This window comes from Plantactinospora sonchi (assembly GCF_036422035.1).
Taxonomy (GTDB): domain Bacteria; phylum Actinomycetota; class Actinomycetes; order Mycobacteriales; family Micromonosporaceae; genus Plantactinospora; species Plantactinospora sonchi.
The window spans coordinates 48375-68260 of sequence record NZ_JAZGQK010000006.1 but is presented as its reverse complement, the minus strand read 5'-3'; the positions used below and the strand labels follow the sequence as shown (position 1 = coordinate 68260).

Annotated in this window: 21 protein-coding genes; 7 read left to right on the top strand and 14 right to left on the bottom strand. The window is 73.5% G+C overall.

Annotated elements, in window-relative coordinates; all coding sequences use genetic code 11:
* Positions 1-4: 4 nt before the first annotated feature.
* Complete coding sequence (locus V1633_RS06755; RefSeq protein WP_331213319.1) at positions 5-679, bottom strand: response regulator transcription factor; 675 nt, start codon at positions 677-679, stop codon at positions 5-7.
* Positions 680-784: 105 nt separating this feature from the next.
* On the opposite strand from V1633_RS06755, the gene V1633_RS06750 reads away from it, so the two are divergent.
* From V1633_RS06750 to V1633_RS06735, 4 genes are all read left to right on the top strand, one after another.
* The gene (locus V1633_RS06750) at positions 785-2590 is read left to right on the top strand and encodes an AfsR/SARP family transcriptional regulator (RefSeq protein ID WP_331213318.1); all 1806 of its coding nucleotides are present in this window, start codon (positions 785-787) and stop codon (positions 2588-2590) included.
* Positions 2587-3930, top strand: a complete 1344-nt coding sequence (locus tag V1633_RS06745) for a hypothetical protein (protein ID WP_331213317.1) — start codon at positions 2587-2589, stop codon at positions 3928-3930. The genes V1633_RS06750 and V1633_RS06745 overlap by 4 nt, the downstream gene beginning before the upstream one ends.
* Complete coding sequence (locus V1633_RS06740) at positions 3927-4670, top strand: helix-turn-helix transcriptional regulator (RefSeq protein WP_331213316.1); 744 nt, start codon at positions 3927-3929, stop codon at positions 4668-4670. Before V1633_RS06745 ends, V1633_RS06740 begins: the two co-directional genes overlap by 4 nt.
* Positions 4671-4844: 174 nt before the next feature.
* A complete protein-coding gene (locus V1633_RS06735; RefSeq protein WP_331213315.1) occupies positions 4845-5498 on the top strand; it encodes a response regulator transcription factor in 654 nt (217 codons plus the stop codon).
* Between the two features lie 65 nt (positions 5499-5563).
* Here the strand turns inward: V1633_RS06735 and V1633_RS06730 are convergent, their stop codons facing one another.
* The 12 genes from V1633_RS06730 to V1633_RS06675 form a co-directional block, all read right to left on the bottom strand.
* Positions 5564-6844 carry a LysM peptidoglycan-binding domain-containing protein gene (locus tag V1633_RS06730; protein ID WP_331213314.1) on the bottom strand — a complete coding sequence of 427 codons (1281 nt, stop codon included), beginning with the start codon at positions 6842-6844 and terminating at the stop codon, positions 5564-5566.
* Between the two features lie 15 nt (positions 6845-6859).
* Positions 6860-7306, bottom strand: coding sequence for a pilus assembly protein TadG-related protein (locus tag V1633_RS06725; RefSeq protein WP_331213313.1), 447 nt, complete (start codon positions 7304-7306; stop codon positions 6860-6862).
* Entirely contained in the window at positions 7303-7770 is a 468-nt protein-coding gene (locus V1633_RS06720; RefSeq protein WP_331213312.1) for a TadE/TadG family type IV pilus assembly protein, read from the bottom strand. Before V1633_RS06720 ends, V1633_RS06725 begins: the two co-directional genes overlap by 4 nt.
* A 150-nt stretch (positions 7771-7920) precedes the next feature.
* Positions 7921-8331 carry a TadE/TadG family type IV pilus assembly protein gene (locus V1633_RS06715; protein WP_331213311.1) on the bottom strand — a complete coding sequence of 137 codons (411 nt, stop codon included), beginning with the start codon at positions 8329-8331 and terminating at the stop codon, positions 7921-7923.
* Positions 8318-8563: a hypothetical protein gene (locus tag V1633_RS06710; RefSeq protein WP_331213310.1), complete on the bottom strand. Its 246-nt coding sequence runs from the start codon at positions 8561-8563 to the stop codon at positions 8318-8320. The genes V1633_RS06715 and V1633_RS06710 overlap by 14 nt, the downstream gene beginning before the upstream one ends.
* A 35-nt stretch (positions 8564-8598) precedes the next feature.
* A complete protein-coding gene (locus V1633_RS06705; RefSeq protein ID WP_407951986.1) occupies positions 8599-9471 on the bottom strand; it encodes a type II secretion system F family protein in 873 nt (290 codons plus the stop codon).
* Positions 9471-10373: a type II secretion system F family protein gene (locus V1633_RS06700; RefSeq protein WP_331213308.1), complete on the bottom strand. Its 903-nt coding sequence runs from the start codon at positions 10371-10373 to the stop codon at positions 9471-9473. The genes V1633_RS06705 and V1633_RS06700 overlap by 1 nt, the downstream gene beginning before the upstream one ends.
* A gap of 109 nt (positions 10374-10482) precedes the next feature.
* Complete coding sequence (locus V1633_RS06695) at positions 10483-12054, bottom strand: CpaF family protein (RefSeq protein WP_331213307.1); 1572 nt, start codon at positions 12052-12054, stop codon at positions 10483-10485.
* Positions 12044-12844: a ParA family protein gene (locus tag V1633_RS06690; RefSeq protein WP_331213306.1), complete on the bottom strand. Its 801-nt coding sequence runs from the start codon at positions 12842-12844 to the stop codon at positions 12044-12046. Before V1633_RS06690 ends, V1633_RS06695 begins: the two co-directional genes overlap by 11 nt.
* 2 nt (positions 12845-12846) lie before the next feature.
* The gene (locus V1633_RS06685) at positions 12847-13503 is read right to left on the bottom strand and encodes an SAF domain-containing protein (protein ID WP_331213305.1); all 657 of its coding nucleotides are present in this window, start codon (positions 13501-13503) and stop codon (positions 12847-12849) included.
* The gene (locus tag V1633_RS06680) at positions 13500-14420 is read right to left on the bottom strand and encodes a hypothetical protein (RefSeq protein ID WP_331213304.1); all 921 of its coding nucleotides are present in this window, start codon (positions 14418-14420) and stop codon (positions 13500-13502) included. Before V1633_RS06680 ends, V1633_RS06685 begins: the two co-directional genes overlap by 4 nt.
* Positions 14414-14929 (bottom strand): hypothetical protein, encoded by a 516-nt coding sequence (locus V1633_RS06675; RefSeq protein WP_331213795.1) that lies wholly within the window; start codon positions 14927-14929, stop codon positions 14414-14416. The genes V1633_RS06680 and V1633_RS06675 overlap by 7 nt, the downstream gene beginning before the upstream one ends.
* Positions 14930-15603: 674 nt before the next feature.
* On the opposite strand from V1633_RS06675, the gene V1633_RS06670 reads away from it, so the two are divergent.
* From V1633_RS06670 to V1633_RS06660, 3 genes are all read left to right on the top strand, one after another.
* Positions 15604-16314, top strand: a complete 711-nt coding sequence (locus V1633_RS06670) for a prepilin peptidase (RefSeq protein ID WP_331213794.1) — start codon at positions 15604-15606, stop codon at positions 16312-16314.
* 106 nt (positions 16315-16420) lie between these two features.
* Entirely contained in the window at positions 16421-17665 is a 1245-nt protein-coding gene (locus V1633_RS06665; RefSeq protein ID WP_331213303.1) for an LPXTG cell wall anchor domain-containing protein, read from the top strand.
* A 389-nt stretch (positions 17666-18054) separates the two neighbouring features.
* Positions 18055-19209 (top strand): LPXTG cell wall anchor domain-containing protein, encoded by a 1155-nt coding sequence (locus V1633_RS06660; RefSeq protein WP_331213302.1) that lies wholly within the window; start codon positions 18055-18057, stop codon positions 19207-19209.
* 63 nt (positions 19210-19272) lie between these two features.
* On the opposite strand, the gene V1633_RS06655 is transcribed toward V1633_RS06660, so the two are convergent.
* Positions 19273-19851, bottom strand: coding sequence for a CGNR zinc finger domain-containing protein (locus V1633_RS06655; RefSeq protein ID WP_331213301.1), 579 nt, complete (start codon positions 19849-19851; stop codon positions 19273-19275).
* Positions 19852-19886: the final 35 nt, after the last annotated feature.

The following is a 19886-nucleotide window of genomic DNA, read 5'->3' as shown; positions in this document are numbered from 1 at the left end:
CCGGTCACGTCGACGTCCGGGACTCGCCGAGCCGGTAGCCGTGTCCCCGTACGGCGTGGATCAGTTCGGGCTGGCGGAGCTTGCCCCGCAGGCGGCGTACCACCACGTCGACCACGTTCGACATCGGGTCGGTGCGGGAGTCCCAGCAGTGCTCGATCAGCTCGGTCCGGGACACCGCCTGCTCGGGCCGGGTGAGCAGGTACTCCAGCACGGCGAACTCCTTGGCGGTGAGGGTGAGTAGCACACCGGCCCGGCGTACCTCGCGGCGGGCGCAGTCGACCACCAGGTCGGCGTGGCGCAGCACCGACGGCCGCCGCCCGCCGCGTCGCCGGCCCAGCGCGAGGACCCGGGCGGTCAGCTCGGCCATCGCGAACGGCTTCACCAGGTAGTCGTCACCACCGTGCGCGAAACCGGCCACCCGGTCGGCGAGGGTGTCCCGCGCGGTCAGGAACAGCACCGGCACGGCCCAGCCCAGTTGCCGGCGCCGGTGCACGTACGTGACGGAGTCGCCGTCGGACAGCATCCGGTCGAAGACCACACAGTCGTAGTGGCCGGCGGTCAACGCCGCCTCCGCGGTGGCCAGGTCGGCCGCCTCGTCGACCCGCAGGCCGGTTCCGGCCAGTTCGGTGGCGACCGCCAGCCGCAGGTCGTCGTCGTCCTCGACCACCATCACGCGCATCCGGGGACCTCCTCGTGCCGTGTCATCGGAACCTCATGTGCGGGGCCGGATCGTAGGGGTGGCACGACAACCGGTTCCGGCGGGCAAGATCGGGGAGGTGCGGGCATGGTGCTCTTCCATGTCTTGGGGCCGATCGAGGTCCACAGTCGACCGGGTCACCGGCTCGGCGCGGGTAAACCCGCGAGGGTGCTGGCGACCCTGCTGTCGCAGCCTAACGCCTGGGTCACCGTCGACCAGCTGCGCGAAACCACCTGGCAGGAACAGGACGCGCCGGAGTCGGCGGAGGCCAACCTGAAGACGTACGTCTGGCGGCTGCGCCGGATCCTGCCCGGTTTCGCCGACGGCCCCCGGATCGAGAGCCGGCCGGGTGCGTACCGGCTGCGGGTCGGCGCCGGGGAACTCGACGCGGACCTGGCCACCGATCTCGCCGCGCGGGCGCGCACGGGCTTCGCCGACGGCGACGCCGGAGCCGCCCTCGCGCTGGTGGACGCGGCGTTGCGGCTCTGGCGCGGCCGGCCGTTCGCCGGTTTCGACCCCGCCTCGGCGGCCACCGTGGCCCGCCTCGACGAGCTGCACCTGGACCTCCAGGAGCAGCGCGCCGAACTGCTGGTCGCGCTCGGCCGGGCCGGCGAGGCGGTCGAGGTGCTGCGGGCGGTCACCACGACCGCGCCGCTGCGGGAGGCGGCCTGGGCCCGGCTGGTCGGCGTCCTGCACCTGACGGGGGCGCGGCCCGCCGCCCTGGCCGCGTACCGGCAGGCCCGGCAGGTGCTCACCGCCGAACTCGGCGTCGAACCGGGGCCGGCGCTCGCCGAGGCGTACCGGCGGGCGGTCGGCGGGGTCCGCGACGTGACACCACGCCGGGAGCTGCCCCGGAACGTACCGCTGACCGGCCGGGCGGACGAGCTGGAGACCCTGCTGCGGGCCGTGGCCGGTCCGGCGCCGCTGGTGCTGGTCGACGGGATGGTCGGGGTCGGCAGGACCGCGTTCGTGGTGCACGCGGCGCACCGGCTGGCGGCCCGCTGCCCGGACGGCCAGTTCTTCGTACGCCTCGGCGCCGACCTGCCGGCCGGGCCGGCGACCGGCGTCCGGGCGGTGGAGACCGGGCCGGGAGGTCCGGCGGCGGTGCTCGGCCGGCTGCTGCGAGGGCTCGGGGTCCCCGGCCCGGAGTTGCCGGCCGACCTGGACGGACGGTCGGCGCTGTGGCGTTCGGAGCTGGCCGGGCAACGCGTGTTGCTGGTGCTCGACGACGTGCCGGACGGCACGAACCTGGCCCCGCTGCTGCCTGCCGGCCCCGGCTGCCTGACCCTGGTCACCACCCGGAACCGGAACTGGCACCCGGACGCCGCGACCCGGGTCAGCCTGCCCCCGCTGGACAGCGGGGCGGCTGCCGCGCTGTTCCGGTCGGCCCTCGGCGACCGGGCCGGTGACATCGACCCGGCGGCGGTGGCGGCCGTGGTCGGGTACTGCGGTGGTCTGCCGGCCGCGCTCCGCGACGCGGCGGCACGGCTGCGGACTCGTCCACGGTGGACCGCCGACCGACTGGTCGAGGAACTGGACGACGATCCCTGCCTCGTCCTCTCCGACACGCTGCGGCGGTCGGTCGGGGCCGTTCGCGACCGGCTCACCGACGCCGAACTCGCGACCTGGCACGCCCTGACCGGGCTGCCCGACGAGTTCGGCCGCGCGGCCGCGGCCCGGGCCACCGGGCTGCCGGCAGACCTGGCGGGTACGGCGTTGGAGACGCTGGTCGACCGGGGGCTGCTGGAGGCGGTCTCGGTCGACGCGTACCGCAGCCAGCCGCTGCTCCGACACCTGGCCGGCTGCACCGGGCGGACGGAACGGCGTACCGCCACCGCCTGTCCGGCCGGCGCGAGCCGGGAGCTGCGCCCGACCCGGCGCAGGGTCGCGTGAGCGCGTGGCGGGGTCGGGCCGTCGAGCCGGCCGACCCGGAGTCGACGGCACCGGCGCCCCCGCCGCCCGTGCGTACCATCGTGGCCGCCGCCCGGCTCGACGGTCCTCCGGCGGCGCACCTCGCCGCCCTGGTCCGCGCCGACCGCCCCGCCGCCGTCACGCCACCAACCGGTGCCACCCCGCAGCCCGACGTCGCGCCACCGACCGGTGCCGCCACCCGGCCCGACGCGCCACCGCCCCCCGCCGTCACGCACCCGGCGGTCGCCGAGCCCGGCCCGGCCCGGTCGACGGCGAACGTGGCGTCGCCGGCACGGCTGCCCTGGCTGCACAGCGCGCCTCCGGTCCTGCGGATCATCTGCTGGCAGGTGGTGCTGGTCCTGGCGATTCTGGCGGTGGGCCGCCGGTGGCCGGTAGCGGTGGCGCTCGGTGGTACCGCCGCCGTCGGGCTCCTGCTCTCCGCCACCCGGGTACGCGGCACCTGGCTCTCCACCGTGCTCGCCCGGCGGCTGCGGCTGCTGCTCCGCCGACGGGCGTACCGGCTGCCGATCGGGGGCGACGGGTCGTCGAGACTGCTGGCCCTGCTCGCCCCCGGGGCCCGGGTCCGCCCCGCCGACCTCGGCGGCGAGGCCGCCGCCGTGGTCAGCCGACCGGACGCGATGGTGGCGGTGCTGCGGCCGGTGAACGTGGACGCGGTCCAGCTCTGCCGGACCGCGATGTCCGGAGCACTCAGCCCGGACGGCGACGAGCCTGATCCCCGGCCCGAGACGCACCTGGTGCTGCACCGTGGTGCAGGGCAGGCGCCGGCGCGCGGCTGGCTCACCGTACGGGTCCGCCGGGGCGTCGACATCGCCGGGGACGAGGTGCTCCGCCTCGTCCTCGCCAACGCGGTACGTCGGCTGCTCCGCCGTACCCGTCGACGCCACCTCGAACTCGCGGCGCTGCCCGGACCGGACGTGCTCGCCGTACTGACCGCCCTGACCCACACCGGGCCGGGCCGGGGTGACCTCCGCGAGGAGTGGCGGTACTGGTGGGCCGGGCCGGTCTGCCAGGTGACGCTGCGGCTGTCCGGCGAGAGCACGGCGGCGGACGACGCCGCCGACCAGTTGACCCGGCTCCTCGCCGAGGTGCCGGAGGTCGCCGTCACCGTCGCGGTCGCGGCCCACCCCGGCAACCTGGCCGGGGCGCTGCGGATCGCCGCCACCACGCCGGAGACCACCGACACCGCAGCCGACCGGCTGACGGCACTCGGTCCACGTCTCGGCGTACGTCTGGAGCGGCTGGACGGCCGACACGGCCGTGCCGTCGCCGCCACGCTGCCGATCGGAGGGAACCTCGGATGACCGTCCAGACCACCACGTCCAGCCCACGGCACCGGTACGGCCGAAACCCGGCAGGGGCCACGTCCCGGCGGGTGGCCCGGACCGCCCAGCCGATGGTCTTCTCCACCCATGCCGGGGTCGACGCCGCGCTGGCGACGGCGACCCGCGAGGTGCTCATCACCAGCACCCTGTCCGAGGGCGCGGCGGGGCAGATCGGCGTGCTGCGCCGGATCGACCAGGAGAACCTGCGGCGCGGTGTGCGCTACCGGGTTCTCCTTCCGGACCGGGTCCGGACGGTTCCGACCCTCGCCGCGCGGCTCGGCGGCCTCGCCGCCGCCGGTGCCGAGGTGCGCACGGTACCGGAGGTGCCGACGGACGCCACGGTGCTCGACGGCACGATCGCCATGGTTCCGACCGGTCGACCGGACGGCGGCGGACCGGGCGGTGTCGCGCTGCTCCGGCTGCCGGGCGTCGTACTGACCATCGTGGAACTCTTCGAGCGGGTGTGGCCGTCGGCGGTGTCGTTGACCGCGGCGGACCTACCGGAGGAGGCCGGGCTGACCGGTCGGGAGCGCGAACTGCTGGAACTGCTCTCGGCGGGCTGCACCGACGAGTCGGCGGCGACACGGCTCGGCATCTCGGTCCGGACCGTACGTCGGACGATGTCCGGCATCATGGGCCGACTCGGTGCGCGGAGCCGGTTCCAGGCCGGTATCAAGGCCGCCGAGGGCGGCTGGCTGGCCGTCCCCGGAAACCGCTGACCCGGCCCGTGCCGCCGGCCCGCTGACCCGCCCTGGCGTCGGTCCGCTGACCCGGCCCGTGCCGCCGGTCCGGTCGGCGCGCGGCCGGGTCCGTCGCCGGGCCCCGGGCAGCCGTCGCAGAGGCCGCCCCACCGATCCCCACTGGTCGCGTTTTACCGGTTACTGTGGTCAATTGTGCGGGTACTGGTCACCGAGGACCACGAGGATCTCCGGGTGGCCGTGGACGCGGCGCTCCGGGGCGCTGGTTACGCCGTGGACACGGCCTGTGACCTTCCGGAGGCCGACGAGGCGCTGAGCGTCAACGACTACGACTGCGCGGTCTTCGACCGGATGCTGCCGGCCGGAGACGCACTGCGCTACGTGGCGGGCCGACGCCGTACGGGATGGCCGGTACCGGTGCTGTTCCTGACCGGTCGGGACGCGGTCGCGGACCGGATCGACGGATTGGCCTGGGGGGACGACTACCTGGTCAAGCCGTTCGCGATGGCCGAGTTGGTGGCCCGGGTCGGCAGCCTCTGCCGAAGTGGCGGTCCGGTCCCGCCCCCGGTGCTGCGACACGGTGACATCGAGCTGGACAGCGGTCGGCACGAGGCGCGGCGCGGTGGCCGTCCGCTTCCCCTCACTGTCAAGGAGTTCCGTGTCCTGCACCGGCTGGTGGTCGCCGAGGGCGCGGCGGTACGCCGCTCCGAACTGATCGCCGCCGCATGGGACGAACTGGTGCCGCCCGCCTCGAACGTGCTGGACGTGGTGGTCGTGCAGTTGCGCCGTAAGCTCGGCCCGCCTCCGGTGCTGCACACCGTGCGTGGTGTCGGCCACCTGTTGCGCTGAGCGGCCCGCCCGCCGTCGCGGCGCGTCGACCCCTCTGGCCGGCACCGGCGGACTCTGTCGCCCGGTCAGCTGGGGTGACGGTGCCGGCCGGTGGGCACGGATCCACGGCGTGGCGGCCGGCCGCGTATCCCGAAGAGCGCGCCGACCTGTGCGCCGACCATGCCGGCCACCGCGATCACCGCGGAGATCGCGAGTGGTCGGTTGACCTCGTCGAGCACGTCGTCCGACACGGCGCCGGCCGCGTACGTGGTGCGGTCGTCAGCTCCGCGACCGGACTGCGGGGCGGTCGGCCGGGCCGGGGCGGAATCCTCCGGCTCTCCCTGCTCGGGCAACGGCCCGCTCGCCGGCCCGTCGCTCGGTCGGGACGTGCCCGGCTGGCCGCTCGGCTGTGTCCCCTCCGGTTGGGGCGCGCTCGGTTGAGGCGTACCCGGCTGGGTTGTCCCCGGTTGCGGAACGCCCGGTTGGGGCGTACCCGGCTGGGCGCCCTCCGGCTGGACGTGCTCCGGCCAGCCGCCGGGTGGCGGCGGGGTCGCCACCAGGCCGGTGGCGTGGTCGCGTACGCCCCGGTCCTCGGCCTTCTCCGGCAGATGCAGCAACTGGCCCGGCCGGATCCGGTCCGGATCGTGGATCTTGTTGAGTCGGGCCAGCTCCGGGTACTGGTCGAAGTCGCCGAGATACCGGTCGGCGATGTGCCCGAGATAGTCGCCCTTCTCGACCCGGTACACCGGCTCCGGTTGCTCGGGCGGTTCCGGTGCGGCCAACCAGTGCGGTGCGGGACCGGACGGCGGCGTGGCCATCCAGTGCGGCGCCGGACCGGACGGTGGTGTGGCCATCCAGTGCGGGGCGGGACCGGACGGCGGCTCGTCCGCGAGCAGTGCCGTCGAGCCGACCGGGGACGCCAGCGGCAGGGCCGACGGTGGCGCCGCCGCGGCCGCTGCCGGTGCGGCCACCACGGCCGCGGTGGCCGCCGCCGGCCCGGCGGCGAGAGCCAGGGCCACCGAGCCGACGAGCGCGGCGGCCCAGCGCTGCTGACGACCGAGCCCGGGAAGCCGGACCGCCGGCCGGCGCAGGACCCGGGCCGGCACCTCCACGAGTACGGAGAGCGCGAACGTCGCCCAACCCGCCCAGCCGACCAACGCCAGCGCCCGGAGGAAGAGCTGCCCGTCGTCCCGGCTGGTCAGCACCGTGCCGATCTGGTCGAGGGTGGGTAGTTGGTCCGGCAGCGGGTTTCCGGCGAAGGCCAGCAGCGCGATCGGCGCGCCGACCAGCAGTCCGATCAGGACGATCAGCGCACCGAGCCCGGTGGCGAACCGACCGGCCCGGTGGGCCGTCCGCGGTGCAGGCATGGTCATGCCCCCTGTTCAGCGGTTGGTCGTGGTGAGGAGTGTCGCGGTGGCGGTGCCCGGCACCGGGACGGTGCCGTCGAAGCTGAAGAGGTCGAGGAAGGCCCGGTCGTAGGTGAGTACGAGGTCGACGGTCAGCCGGGGGTTGCCGTCCTCGACCTGGATGTCGACGTTGCGTAGCGTCACCCCGTCGACACCGTCCAGGTAGTTGTCGATGGCCGTCCGGGCCGCGTCCTGGTCCAGCACGGTGGAGCCGTCCTCGAGCAACTGCCCGAGGTCGACGGCCTGGCCACCGGCCCGGGCGGCCTCGGCGGCCAGGTTGTCGGCCCGCTGCATGGTCCGGAGCTGGCCCGCGCCGTCGTAGGCCAGGCCGATCAACGTCAGGACGCCGAACAGTGCGATCGCGAGGAAGAGGCTCACCCGTCCCGCGTCCCGCCCGTCCACGTCCCACCCCGGTCGGCTCACTGGCCACTCCTCGCGCGGTAGCGGTCCAGCGGCGACGCGAAGGTCGCCTCGGCGTACGTGTGCTCCGGCACCCCGGGCACCAGCGGCATCCGGAGGTTGCCCACCGGGACCCGGCAGCCGACGGTGACCACCACGGTGGCGTCCACCCCGAGGTCGCTGGCGAAGACGTCGTCGAGGTCCTGTTCCTCGCCGGCCGTCGTGCCGGTGACGTCCAGCTCGGGGGATCCGGCGCAGTACCCCTGCCCGGCCAGCCGTTGCAGTACGGCGTCCTCGGCCGCGTCCCGCGCCTCGTCAGCGGTCCGGGAGATCGAGGCGGCGCGGGCGGCCTCGTGCGCGGCGACCTCGATCGCCTCGTGGGCGACGGCGGTCCGGCCGGTGACCCCGGCCAGTGCCACCAGCGCGAGGAAGGCCGGGGCGAGGATCGCCACCTCCACCGAGACGGACCCCCGGTCGGCCCAGGTCATGGCCTCTCCTCGCTGCGCTCGTCGATGCCATGACCTGGGTGACTGTGCCTGCTGATGACCTCGCTCCGCTCGGTCATGGCCTCTCCTCGCTGCGCTCGTCGATGCCATGACCTGGGTGACTGTGCCCGCTGATGACCTCGCTCCGCTCGGTCATGGCTGCCCCGGCTCGGTGAAGCGCTCCACCGGCCCGGAGGCGGTCTCGCTGATGGCGGGCAGCGAGATCAGCGGCACGACCCGCAGCGGCGTACCGGTGACGGTCGCGCTCACCTGCGTGTCGTCCGGCTCCGGAACGCTGACCGTGACCTCCCAGCCGGTCAGCCAGTCGCCGGCCCGGTCGAGGAAGTCGAGCGCACGTTCCTCGCCCACGCCCGGTTGGGCCTGGTACACCCGCTGTGCGCTGACCGCCTCCTGGGCGGCGTTCAGCGCGGTGGAGCGGGCGAGGAACCAGGCCGCCGCCTGGATCGAGGAGAGCAGCAGGACGAGGATGGCCGGCATCAGCACGGCCAGCTCGACCGGTGTCGCCCCCCGTTCCCGGTCGGATCCGCGGTCAGCTACCGCCACCGGTGTCCCCACCGTCGCCGCCGTCCCCGGCGTCACCGGGCTCCGGCAGCTCCTGCAACCAGTCGTCGACGCTGCCGGAGACGGCCACGGTGACCGCGATCGCGGCGGCCGCCAGGCCGATGATGATGACGGCGGTGGGTACCGGACTGTCGCCCCGGTCCCGCTCGCCGCCCCGGCGTAGCTCGTTGAGACGTATCACCAGCGCGGTGTGCAGATAGGCGATGACGGACATTGGGACTCCTCCTCGCGGGATCAGGTGCGTCGAGGTCAGATGCGGGCCACGAACGGATAGAGGACGAACCCGACCAGCACGAAGACCAGCAGCGCACCCGGTACGTCGAGCCGGCTGGTGATCGTTTCGGCCCGGGCCAGGTTGTCGGTCCGGATCTGGTCGCGCAGTGAGTCGGCGCGGCTGCGCAGCGAGTCGTGCACCTGGGCGCCCTCGGTCCCGGAGGACTGCATGATGGCGCCGACGTCGCCCAGTTCCGGGATCCCGATCCGCTCGGCCAGGTCACGCAGTTCGGCCCAGGGCGAGTGCATCTGCAGTTGGGCGATCCGCAGCGACTCCCGGATCCGCTCGAAGACCCAACCGTCGCAGACCTCGGCGGCCCGTTCCAACGCCTGCACCGGGCCGTGCGCGGCGGCAAGTTGCAGCGCCACCAGGTCCAGGTACGCGCAGACCGCCTGGGTGAACTCCCGCCGGGCCCGTTCCGCCCTGACCAGTACGTTCCGGTGCGCCAGCAGCATCGCGAGCAGGGCGAAGCCCAGCGAGCCGACGGTCGGTACGACAACCGGCGGCCGGATCCCCCCGAGGAAGAGGATCGCGCTCGACACGGCCGGGGTGGCCAGCCCGACGAGTCCGGACAGGACCAGCGAGAGCGTGTACTGCTCCGGGGTCCGGCCGAGCAGCGCGAGTTGCCGGTGGGGTGGGCGTACCCAGCGGGTGAGGCCGGCGAGCCAGTCGAGGTCGCGGACGGTGGCCCTGGCCCGTGGGCGGGAGAGCCCGGGCGGCTGGTGCAGCCGGCGCAGTGCCGGCCCGAGCGCGGGGGTGGCCGGCAACGCCTCCCGGACCAGCAGGAACAGCCCCAGTCCGACCGCCGCGCCGCCGAGCACACTGATCGCGAGATGCCAGTTCAGGATCATTGCAGCACCTCCTCGGCGGCCGGTGGGGCGAGGAACCGGGCGGGCCGGGGCGGCAGGCTCATCGACCGCACCCAGGCCAGCAGGGCGACGAAGGCGGCGCCGAGCAGCACCATCACGACCTGGCCGGTCGGCGTCCCGTACGGGCGCATGTAGTCGGGGTTGATCAGCCCGTACGCCAGTACCAGCAGGGTCATCCCGGTCAGGAAGCGCACCGCGAAGCGCGGCTGTGCCCGCTTCGCCTCCACCTCGCGTCGGGTGACGACCTCGGCCGCCGCCGCGCTCGCGATCGCCCCGAGTACGTCGCCGAGCCGCTCGCCCCGATCGGTCAGGTGCAGGATCAGTGCCGCCACCACCTGGTCACAGACCGGGTCACCGATCTCGTCGGCGAACGCCAGCAACGCGGTACGGCCGTGCCAGCCCGCCTGCAGCCGGGCGGCGAGCAGGCGTACCTCCTCCTCGACCTGCTCCGGTGCGGTGGCGACGGTACCGATGATCGCCTGCTGCAGGCCCTGGCCGGTGCCGGAGACGTCCTTGAGCCGGCGGGTCCACTCGCCGATCGCCTCGATTCGGTTGATCGCCCGTCGTTCCGCCCGGCCGGCGGTGAGCAGCCACGGCGTACCCGGCACCGCGACCGCGACCAGCAGGCCGACCACGGGCAGGCCGGTGAGCAGGAACGCCACCGCCCCGGCGACGAAGGCGCCGACCAGCAGCGTCTGGTGGGCCCGGTGTTCCCGTGGCGTGCTGCCGCTGCCCTGCCAGAGCCGGCGCAGCCCGGGACCGGAGTTCGGTCGGGCCGGCCGGGTGGTGCCGACGATCGCGACCACCGCCAGGATCAGCCCGGCGACGCAGGCGGCGCCGGAGAGCACCGCGATCAGCTCGATGTTCGACGGCAGGTTCACCGGGCCACCACCCGTCGCGGACCCGGCGCCGCCCGGACGGTCGGCCCGGCCCCAGCACCGCGCCCCTGCGCCGAAGCCAGCGTGGCGGCGGCCCGCCCCGAGCGCGCCGTCACGGCCGGGGCCCCAGCTGCGTGTGCCGGGCCCGGCGCCACGCCCCGACGCCCGCCTCGATGTAGCGGGTCAGCAGCCGGGCGTCGTAACCCACCCGCAGCAGTTGGTCCCGGATGCGTTCCGGCAGGTGGCGGGGGATGGCCCGGCCGTCGGCGCCGGGACCGAAGACGGTGGTGGTGACGATCCGGTTCCCCTCGCCGACGCCGATCACCTCCTCGACGTGCGAGACGAACCGGTGCTTGCGGCCACCGATGGCGGTCTCGTCCTCGATGGTGACGTAGACGATCAGGTCGAGCGCGTTGCCGGCCATTCGTCGGGCCTGCTCCACGGTCATCTCCCGGCCGTGCGACAGGGCCAACTCGATGATTCGCTCGCTCACCCCGCCCGGCGTACGGGCGTGGATGGTGCACATCGAACCCCGGCTGGTGGTCATCGCCTGGAGCATCGGCACGATCTCCCGGGACCGGACCTCACCGACGATGATCCGCAGTACGCCCATCCGCAGTGCCACCGGGATCAGGTCGGCGATGGTCACCTCGCCGGCCGGTCGGCCGTCCGGTCCCCGGTCGCCGTGCCCCTCCCGGGACTCGAAGCTCATCACCGCCCGGTGCCGTACCCGGCGCCGGGCCGGCAGCAGTTCCCGGCTCTCCTCCAGCAGCACGTACGGCTCGTCGACCGGGATCTCGTCCATCAGCGCCCGGATGACGGTCGTCTTGCCGGCGCCGGCCAGCCCGGCGACCATGATGTTCAGTCCGGCCCGCATCGCGGCGCGCAGGAAGTCCCGGATCAGGACGTCGATCATCTCGTCCAGGTCGCCCCGGCCACCGGCGATGTCGTCCAGGCTCACCTCGACGGTGTTGTGCTTGCGGATCACCGCGTACGGGCGGTGGCTGACCAGGAAGACCGCGGCGAGTCGGCTGCCGTCCGGCAGTTGCAGGTCGAGGGTCGGCTTGGAGGTGGAGAGGGACCGTTCCGTGGCGCCGGCCCGACGGGCCGCCGCCTGGAGGATCTCCACCATCTCCTCGTCGCTGTCGGCGATCGGGTCGCCCCAGTCGACGGTGCCGCCCCGGCGGGTGATCCGGACCAGGTCGCAGCCGAGGATGTGCACCTCCTCGATCGAGGTGTCGACCAGCAGGCTCTGCAGCCGGCCGAGCCCGACGAGTTCGGCGTTGACCTGGTCGAGCAGCAGCCGTTCCTCCAGCGCCGACATCGGCGTACCGGCCCGGCGGACGGTGTCGGCGTACTCGGCGACCACGGCCGCGGCGAGCCGGCTCCGTTCGGTGTCCTCCTCGGCGGTGGTGAACTCCCGGCCCCGCTGCCAGGCGGTCAGCCGTTCACTGAGTTCCCGACGCAGTTCGCGGACCACGGCGAAGTCGACCCGCCGGGGTGGCGGCGGCGGAGGTGCGGTCACCGGCTGCGGCACCGGCAGGTGCGGCACGGCGACGTACGGCGGGTTGCCGTTGCTGACCGTGCCCGGGTGCGGGTGCCCGTTGTGCGGCACGGTCTGCCAGGCCGGCCCGTCGGCCGGGTCCGGGCGTCGCGGGTCGTGGAAGACCGGTTCAAACCGCATCCGGCACCTCCTGGGTGGTCGGCCAGCGCAGCCGGGCCCGGCGGCGGTCGAGCAGCGCCCGGATCGGCACCTCCAGAGCTCCGGCGGCGCGGATCAGCGGCCGGGTGCTGCGGACGGTGCCGCCGTAACTGAGCACCTCGGCGGTACGCGGGTCGTGCGGCAGTTGCTCGATCACCGGCAGCCGCAGCGCCTTGCTGACCTCGCCGCGGCCGTGTCCGGTGCCGACCAGCAGCAGCCGCAGTGGGCCGGCCGGCACCCGGTGGTCGACGAAGTCGCGTTCGATCGCCTTGACCGTGGCCTGGGTGCTGGACAGGTCGGGAAGTCGGGCGGCGGTGACGACCAGGACGATGTCGGCGGCGCGCAGGATCGGCCAGGGCGGGCCGACCACGTGCAGCCGTCCGCAGTCGACGATCACGTCGTACGCCGGGTCGCCCCTGCCGAGTTCGGTGAAGAAGTCGGCGAACCGTTGCCAGAGCGGGATGACGCTGCCGGCCTGGGCCGGATCGACCACACCGGGCAGCAGCAGCCGTTCCCGTTTCGGTGCGTCGAGGTCGACGAGCTGCGACCAGAACGCCTCCTCCAGGTTGCCGTCCCGCAGCTCGCCCACGGCCAGTTCGCCGATGCCCCGTGGTCCGGGCAGCCCACCGCCGAGGTAGCCGGCCAGCACCGACCCGCCGGCCGGGTCGCACTCGGCGAGGATCACCCGGTGGTGCCAACTGAGGGTGCAGGCGAGGGCGGTGGTGGTGACACCCGGGGACCCCTTGGCCGAGACGAGGGCGATGATGGCCATGGTCAGGCTGCCGCGTTCAGGACGACCGCGATCCGTCCGTCGCTGGCCAGGGCCACCACCGCCGGTACGTCCTTGGTGTTCAACGCGAGGTAGAGGACGACCGTGTTGCTGGCCGGGGTGGCCATGTCGATGACGGTGGCCTGGAACCGGGTCGGCGGGGCGTCGCCCGCGTCGTCCCGTCCGGGGGTGGAGAGCAGCAGGACCTTGTCGCCGGGGCGGAGCCGTTTCGCCGGCACCTCGGCGGGTTTGAGTCCGAGGGAGATCTGCTGCTGTCCGGGGCCGAGCAGCGGCTTGTCGGTGAGCTGCGCCATGGTGAGCAGGGTGCCGGGGGTGAGGGTCACGGTGGCCCGCTTGCCGAGCACCTCACCGATCCGGTCGGCCGGCACCGGGTTGAGCCCCTGGCCACCGGCGACCTGCACGGTCAGTACGTCGTCGGCGCTGAGGGTGGCACCGACCTGCACGGTACGGGCGACCGCCAGGTAGCTGCCGGTGGCCCGTACCGAGGTGACCGCGAACGCCGAGCCGAGGCCGCCGAGCGCGACCAGCAGCACGGCGAGCCCGAGCAGACCGGGCCGCATCCGACGCTGCCGGACGATCCGGGGTGGGCTGACCGGCGCGTCGACCGGCCCGCCTGTGGTGGTTGTCGTCGCCACGGTCACCGGGTCACCACCTGGAGTTCGTCGATCTGAATCGTGGTCTGGGAGATCGGCGACTCGGCCTCGATCGGGTCACCCTCGCCGCCGATGTTGCTGCCCCAGCGCACCGTGTAGTGCTTGATGGCGGTGATCCGGTACTTTCCGCCGTCGACCCCGCTGCTCGGCTGGCCGTACTCGTAGCTGCAGGCGCCGCCGGGGGGCCGTCGGGGGTCGTGGACGTCGGCCCGGAAGGCGACACCCGCGCTGCGGCAGGTACGCCGTTCCCCGTCGCCCATCGTCCAGACGATCCGGGTCGGGCTGGCCTCGATCCAGACGGTGACCCCGCCGATCGGTCCGTCGTTCGCTTCGACCGGATCCCAGCCCGAGGCGTCGTACAGCCAGACCGGTACGCCGACCAGCCCGGGTGCGTCGGCCGGGGCGGTACGGATGTCCGGCGGGGTACGCAGCACCCGGCCGAGCAGGTCGCGGGCCAGTTCCTCGGGGTCGGGCGGGTCGAAGCCGGGTGGCGGGTCGTCGAGGTAGACGATGCTGGCGTTCACCGATCCGCCGTTGCCGCAGCTCTTCAGGTAGGCGGTCTGGCCGGGCGGGGTCTCCGGTGGCTGCTGCGGCCCGTAGACCTTGTAGTAGCAGTCGTCCGCGCTGTTGAACCAGCCGCGGAGGTCGTCGAAACAGGGCACCACGGTGCCGTCGTCCTTCTTGCACTCCCGGGGGCCGCCACCGCCGCCGCTGCCGTTGCCGGAGCCGTTGCCCGAGCCGCCGCCCCCGGTGTTGCCGTTCTCGTTGTCGAAGACGTCGCAGTTGTCCTGCCCGGGTGGGCAGTTGGCGCCCGGGTCGGCGCCGGCCGGGCCGCCGGTCGTCAGGGTCGCGGCCAGCACCAGCACGGTCGCGGCGCCGATGGCGAATGTCCGCCGGGTCAGCACGGCTGGTCCTTGTGTACGGCGCCCTCGCTGATCAGCCACCGGCCGTCGGCGTACCGGACGGCGGTGGCGGTGGCGACGTGCCGGCCGCCGGCGGAGCCGCGTACCACCTTCCGGCTCTCCCGGTTGACCAGCCGGTATCCGGTGGAGTCGAGGCAGTCCTGGATCTGGACGGTCGCCGGTACGGTGTCGAGACTGACCTCGGTCACCGTCGGGTCGGATACGAGTTTTCCGGTACGCATCGCGCCGTGCTCCTTCGCGTCGCGGATGGCCAGCCTGACCCGGGTGAGCAGGGGATCGGCCAGATAGTCCGCCAGTCGCGGATCGTGCGGGTCGCCGTCCGACTCCGCTTTCCGTAGGGCGTCGAGATAGCCGGCGTAGGCGGCGAGGACGGCTTGTTCCGCCTCCGCTTTCCGGGTGTCCGCGCTGGCCGCGGCCACCGCTCCGGGCGGTGCGGCGGTGGGGCCGGCGGGACCGCCGCAGCCGGCGGCGAGCACCAGCATCGCGACCATGGGCAGGGCGACCGGGAGAATGGCCGGTTGCCGGTTTCGCAACGGTTTCTCCCTCCTGCTGCGCTGCCGCAGGATCGGTCCTGGACGCCGGTCCGCCCGGGTCGTCCCGGTGGGCCCGGGGCGGGAAGGTGGGGCACGGCCGCTCCGCCCCGAGGGTCCCTGACGGGACCCGGCGCCGCCGCGTCCACATTCGATCGAGTCGATCTGGAATTCGGGTCGGGTGGTGTGGATTGATCGGTGTGCTGGGATTATGTCGACGGCTGCGCGCCGTCCAAGGGGCGAGCATAGGCTGACCGGCGACGATTCAACAGAGGCTATTCCAGGGAATACGTACGGTTACGATCTCCGTAGTCGATCACCAGGAAGATCATATGACGACAATCGATATGTCCTATGTGATCAATAGTTTGTCGATCCGGCGAGGGTGCGGATCCTTCCGGTCTGATTGTGCCGGTGAGCTGGGGTGAATTGCCATGGATGACGGTGATCTGACAGCTTCCGTACCCGGCCGTTCCGGGTCGCCCGCTGTCGGGGCCGGCCGGACCGCTCGGCGGCCGCCCATCGTCGACGAGGCGCCCGGTCCACTCCCCGACGACCAGCGAAGATCAGATCTCGGCGATCATGGAGTCACCCTCCGTGTCCGAAACTCCGACCGGTTCCGGCGTCGACTCGTGATGATCCTGACCGTGGCGCCGCTGCTGCGCCGACTGGTGGCGGTCGAGGGGGTCCCGGCCGACCGGCCCCGGCGCTCCGGATGCGACACCTGCGGTACGCCGCTCGGCCCGACCGGCCCGCTGCGGGCCGTCTCGCCGCTGGCCAGGTGCGCGGGCTGCGGTGTGCGGCTCGGGGCGGCCCCGTTCGCCGTCGAACTGCTGCTGCTCCTCGCCGTGGCGGTACTGCTGCTCGCGGACAGGCCAGGACCGGAGACCCTGGCGTTCGCCTGGTTCGCCGGCTGCGCCGTACCGCTGGTCCTGATCGACCTGGCCGTGCACCGCCTGCCGGACCGGCTCACCTGCCCCGCCGCCGGCGGCACCCTGGCCCTGCTCGGCCTCGCGGCGCTGCTCGGTGACGACCTCGGCGCCTGGCGGCGCGCCCTGCTGGCCGGTGTCGGCGCGGCCGTGCTGTTCGCCCTGACCACCGTCCTGTTCGGGCGGCGTGGATTCGGGCTGGGCGACGCCAAACTGGCGCTGAGCGCGGTGGCGGTGCTCGGCTGGCTCGGCTGGTCGGCGGTCGTCGTCGGGCTGACACTGGCCTTCCTCGGGTCGGCACTGTGCGGGCTGGCGCTGCTGCTCGCCCGCCGGATCGGCTGGCGGGACCACCTGCCGTTCGGTCCGTTCCTGATCGTCGGAACGTTCGGCGCCCTGGCGCTCTCCTCCGGTTGGTGACCCGATCCCTCCCGACGGAGGGCCGCCGGCCATTTCGATCTCCGATACGGTTCGGCGACAGTTCATCCACTGTTCGTTTCGACGAGCTGTATCAGCGGGGAGAGTCATGACTTCGAGTACGAGGCGTGCCTGGACACGCGTGGGCGCGGGTGCGTTGGCGGTGTTCGCCACCGGCGCGCTGCTCGCCACCGGTGGGGTCGCCCACGCCGAGCCGGCCGGCGCCGACCTCGGACTGACCGTGTCGGACAGCACGATGGAACTCGGCGAGCTGCGCGAGCACCAGGTGATCGTGCGGAACGACGGTCCGGACCCGGTCTCCGGCTGGCACCTGGAGTACGACTTCAGCGGCCTCGACGACACCCTCATCACCCGGATCAGCACCCAGGCCGGGTATGACTGCGAGCTGACCGGCGACAGGATGGTGTGTCCACCGGGCGGGAACCTCGCCCCGGGCGCGAGCTTCGCCCAGACGACCCCGTACTACCTGGAGCGGGCGCACGACCGGCCGGGCGGTGACGCGGGGGCCATCGTCGTCACCGTGGTCTCCGAGGGAGACCCCGAACCGGCGAACAACACCACCAGCTTCGACGTCACCGTCGACATCGTCGGCCCGGTCGTCTCGGTCTTCACCTGGGACGTCTACCAGATGACCGAGGACGGCACGCTGACCGACAAGCCGGTGCCGCCGGGCGGCACCACCCGGGTCCGGGCCGTACTGGCGGGTGGCGGCGACCAGATCGCCAAGGGGGTCAAGGTCCGGGTCCGGTTGCCGCAGTACGTGACCTTCTCCGAGGTCGACCCGAACTGCGTCTACGAGCCCGACAACCAGACCGCCACCTGCGAATACCCCGACATCGTCCTGCTCACGCCGGCGCTGGACAAGCCCGGTTACGAAGACGGCGTCTCGGCCGTCTACGTCTACTTCCCGGTCAGGGTCGCGGACGACGCGCCCGGGCCGGTCGTGGCCCCCGGCGGTCTGATGGCCGTCGACCACCTCGGTGTCCTGCCGCAGGCCGAGGCCGCCGGCACGGCCCGCGGGCGGAGTGCCGAACTCCCCGACGGCGTCGAGGTGGCGCCCGCCGAGAACCTCGGGACGCTCCCCGACGACTGGGACGACCACGACGGGCACGGCGACGACCTCTGGCCGTTCTCCGCGCACATCGCCGGCCCGGCCGGTGACGGTAACGGCGGTGGCGGCGCCGGTGATGGCCTGCCGGTGACCGGTGTCCAGGCCGGTCTGATCGGTGGGATCGGTGCCGGTGTACTGCTGGTCGGCGGGTTGCTGCTCTTCCTCGCCCGACGGCGGCGGGTGGTCCTGGTGGCCCCCGGCGACGAGAAGCCGACCGCCTGACAGGTCCGGTCGGACCGACGTGTCCGACCGACTGACAGGTCCGGTCGACGGCTACGGGCGAGGTGGCGCTGTCCGCCCCGCCCGTAGCCGTTTCCGTCGGTCGGTCAGGTGCCGTCGACAGTGGCGGAACGCCCCCGGACGGTCGACCGACTCCGTGCCAGCCGGCCGGGTTTTCCCACCCAATCGACCGGCGGCTATCCCGTCAAATGCGGCGCAGATCGGCGTATCTTTCGGTCCGCTATCTGAAACGCCGTGTCGAGGCGGTCGCGAGGGAGTTTTGTCACCGGTACGGTACGTCGGTCATTGCACTCTGATTCGCAATCACCGGGGGCAATATGATTCCGCGTACCCGTCGTGCCCGGACGCGTACAGGCGCTGGCGTACTGGCGGTGTTCGTCGCCGGTGCGATGATCGGGACCGGCGGTGCGGCGTACGCCGCGGAGGGCGTCGACCTGGCGCTGAGTGTCTCGGCCCGGACGGTGGCCGCCGGCGACCCGCTCGCCGCGCACAGGGTGGTCGTGCACAACGACGGGACCGTCGAGGTTCCGGCCGGCTGGCATCTCGAGTACGACCTGACCGGTCTCGACGAGCGCGTGGTGCGCCGGGGCGGCGACCCGGCCAAGGGCTGCACCGGGGACGGCGACAGGATCGTCTGCGCGATCCAGGAGGGTCTCCCGGCGGGTCAGCGCCTTGAACTGGCCACCCCGTTCACCCTCACCGGGGTCGCCGGCCGGCACGGCGCGGCCGGCAGCTTCACCGTCGCCGCCGTCGCCGAGCAGGACACCGACCTGGCGGACAACACCGCGACGGTCGACGTCGAGGTGCCGGCGCTCGGCGTCGACCTGGCGGTCCAGGCCGACGACATCCACCGGGTGACCGCCGGGGGTGAGGCCACCGACGAGCCGGTGCCGCCGGGCGGCGAGACCTTTGTGTTCGGCGTCGTCGGCAACTTCGGCGATACCATCGCCAAGGGCGTCCGGGTGCGGGTCACGCTGCCCGAACACGTCACCTTCGCCGAGCTGGAGCCCGGCTGCGCGTACACCTCCGAGCGTCGGACGGTGACCTGCGACTACCACCAGATCACCCTGGTGCCGGTGGACCGGGACACCAGCGAGGAGGACGACGTCATCTCGGTCCTCGGGGTCTACTTTCCGGTCGAGGTCGACCGGGACGCGCCCGGCCCGGTCGTCGTCCAGGGTGGTGAACTGTACGCCGCCGCGCTCGGCGCCGGGGACGGGACGAGCCCGGCCGTCCTGGCCCGGAGCGGGAGCCCGGCGCTGCCGGAGGGGGTCAGGGCGCTCTCCGCCGAGGAGATCGAGGACGCCGAGCCGAGCGACAACTCGTACCCGTTCGCCGCGCACATCGCCGGACCGTCCGACGGCTCCGGGGGCGGCGGCGGTGGCCTGCCGGTGACCGGTGTCCAGGCCGGCCTGATCGGCGGGATCGGTGCCGGTGTGCTGCTGGTCGGTGGGGTGCTGCTCTTCCTCGCCCGACGGCGCCGGGTCGTCCTGGTGGCGCCCGAGGACGAGAAGCCGAACCCCTGAGCTGTTAGGAAGGGCCCCTTGTTATCGCTTTTTGTATAACAAGGGGCCCTTCCTAACAGCGGGTCAGTTCGGTGGGGTGGGGCGGCGGGTCGAGTGCCCGGCCCGGTAGGCGCGCATCTTGGCCCGGCTGCCGCAGATGCTCATCGTGCACCAGCGACCCCGCCCGGCCGGGCTGTGGTCGTAGTACACCCACTGGCAGCGGTGCGCCGCACAGGCCTTGAGCCGGGGCCAGGTGCCGGCGGCGACGGCGTCGAGGATGGCGGCCGCCACGTGGGCGACCAGTGCGGCGGCTCCGTCGAGGCCGGCCGCCGGTACGGCCCGGGCGGCGCCGTTCCCGTCGATGCTCAGGATCAGCGGTGCGGTACCGAGGGCGTGGCGCAGCATGGCGACGGCCGGGGTCGGGACCGGGGCGCCGGCGTGTCCCCGGCAGGCCTCCCGCAGGGCGTCCCGGAACCGCCGTAACTGGGTGACGTCGGAGTCGCCGAAGGTGAGTCCGGTCGGGCCGTACCGGGTGGCGAAGGCGGTCAGCTCCGCGATGGTGCGCAGCCGGTCACGTCCGGCCTCGATGTCCACCGTGTTGAGCAGGTTCTGCACCAGCGCGAGCGGTCCGGGTGCTGGTGCGCGGTCACCGGGCTGCCTCATGGCGCCACCGTACGCAGCCGTTGCCAGCCGATGGT

Bases quoted from the DNA above. Each gene is read 5' to 3' on its own strand.
- V1633_RS06675 (WP_331213795.1), bottom strand. From the start codon at position 14,929: ATGGTCGCGATGCTGGTGCTCGCCGCCGGCTGCGGCGGTCCCGCCGGC.
- V1633_RS06695 (WP_331213307.1), bottom strand. From the start codon at position 12,054: ATGCGGTTTGAACCGGTCTTCCACGACCCGCGACGCCCGGACCCGGCC.
- V1633_RS06670 (WP_331213794.1), top strand. From the start codon at position 15,604: ATGATCCTGACCGTGGCGCCGCTGCTGCGCCGACTGGTGGCGGTCGAG.
- V1633_RS06690 (WP_331213306.1), bottom strand. From the start codon at position 12,844: ATGGCCATCATCGCCCTCGTCTCGGCCAAGGGGTCCCCGGGTGTCACC.
- V1633_RS06710 (WP_331213310.1), bottom strand. From the start codon at position 8,563: ATGTCCGTCATCGCCTATCTGCACACCGCGCTGGTGATACGTCTCAAC.
- V1633_RS06740 (WP_331213316.1), top strand. From the start codon at position 3,927: ATGACCGTCCAGACCACCACGTCCAGCCCACGGCACCGGTACGGCCGA.
- V1633_RS06755 (WP_331213319.1), bottom strand. From the start codon at position 679: ATGCGCGTGATGGTGGTCGAGGACGACGACGACCTGCGGCTGGCGGTC.
- V1633_RS06730 (WP_331213314.1), bottom strand. From the start codon at position 6,844: ATGCCTGCACCGCGGACGGCCCACCGGGCCGGTCGGTTCGCCACCGGG.
- V1633_RS06665 (WP_331213303.1), top strand. From the start codon at position 16,421: ATGACTTCGAGTACGAGGCGTGCCTGGACACGCGTGGGCGCGGGTGCG.
- V1633_RS06720 (WP_331213312.1), bottom strand. From the start codon at position 7,770: ATGACCTGGGCCGACCGGGGGTCCGTCTCGGTGGAGGTGGCGATCCTC.
- V1633_RS06655 (WP_331213301.1), bottom strand. From the start codon at position 19,851: ATGAGGCAGCCCGGTGACCGCGCACCAGCACCCGGACCGCTCGCGCTG.
- V1633_RS06750 (WP_331213318.1), top strand. From the start codon at position 785: ATGGTGCTCTTCCATGTCTTGGGGCCGATCGAGGTCCACAGTCGACCG.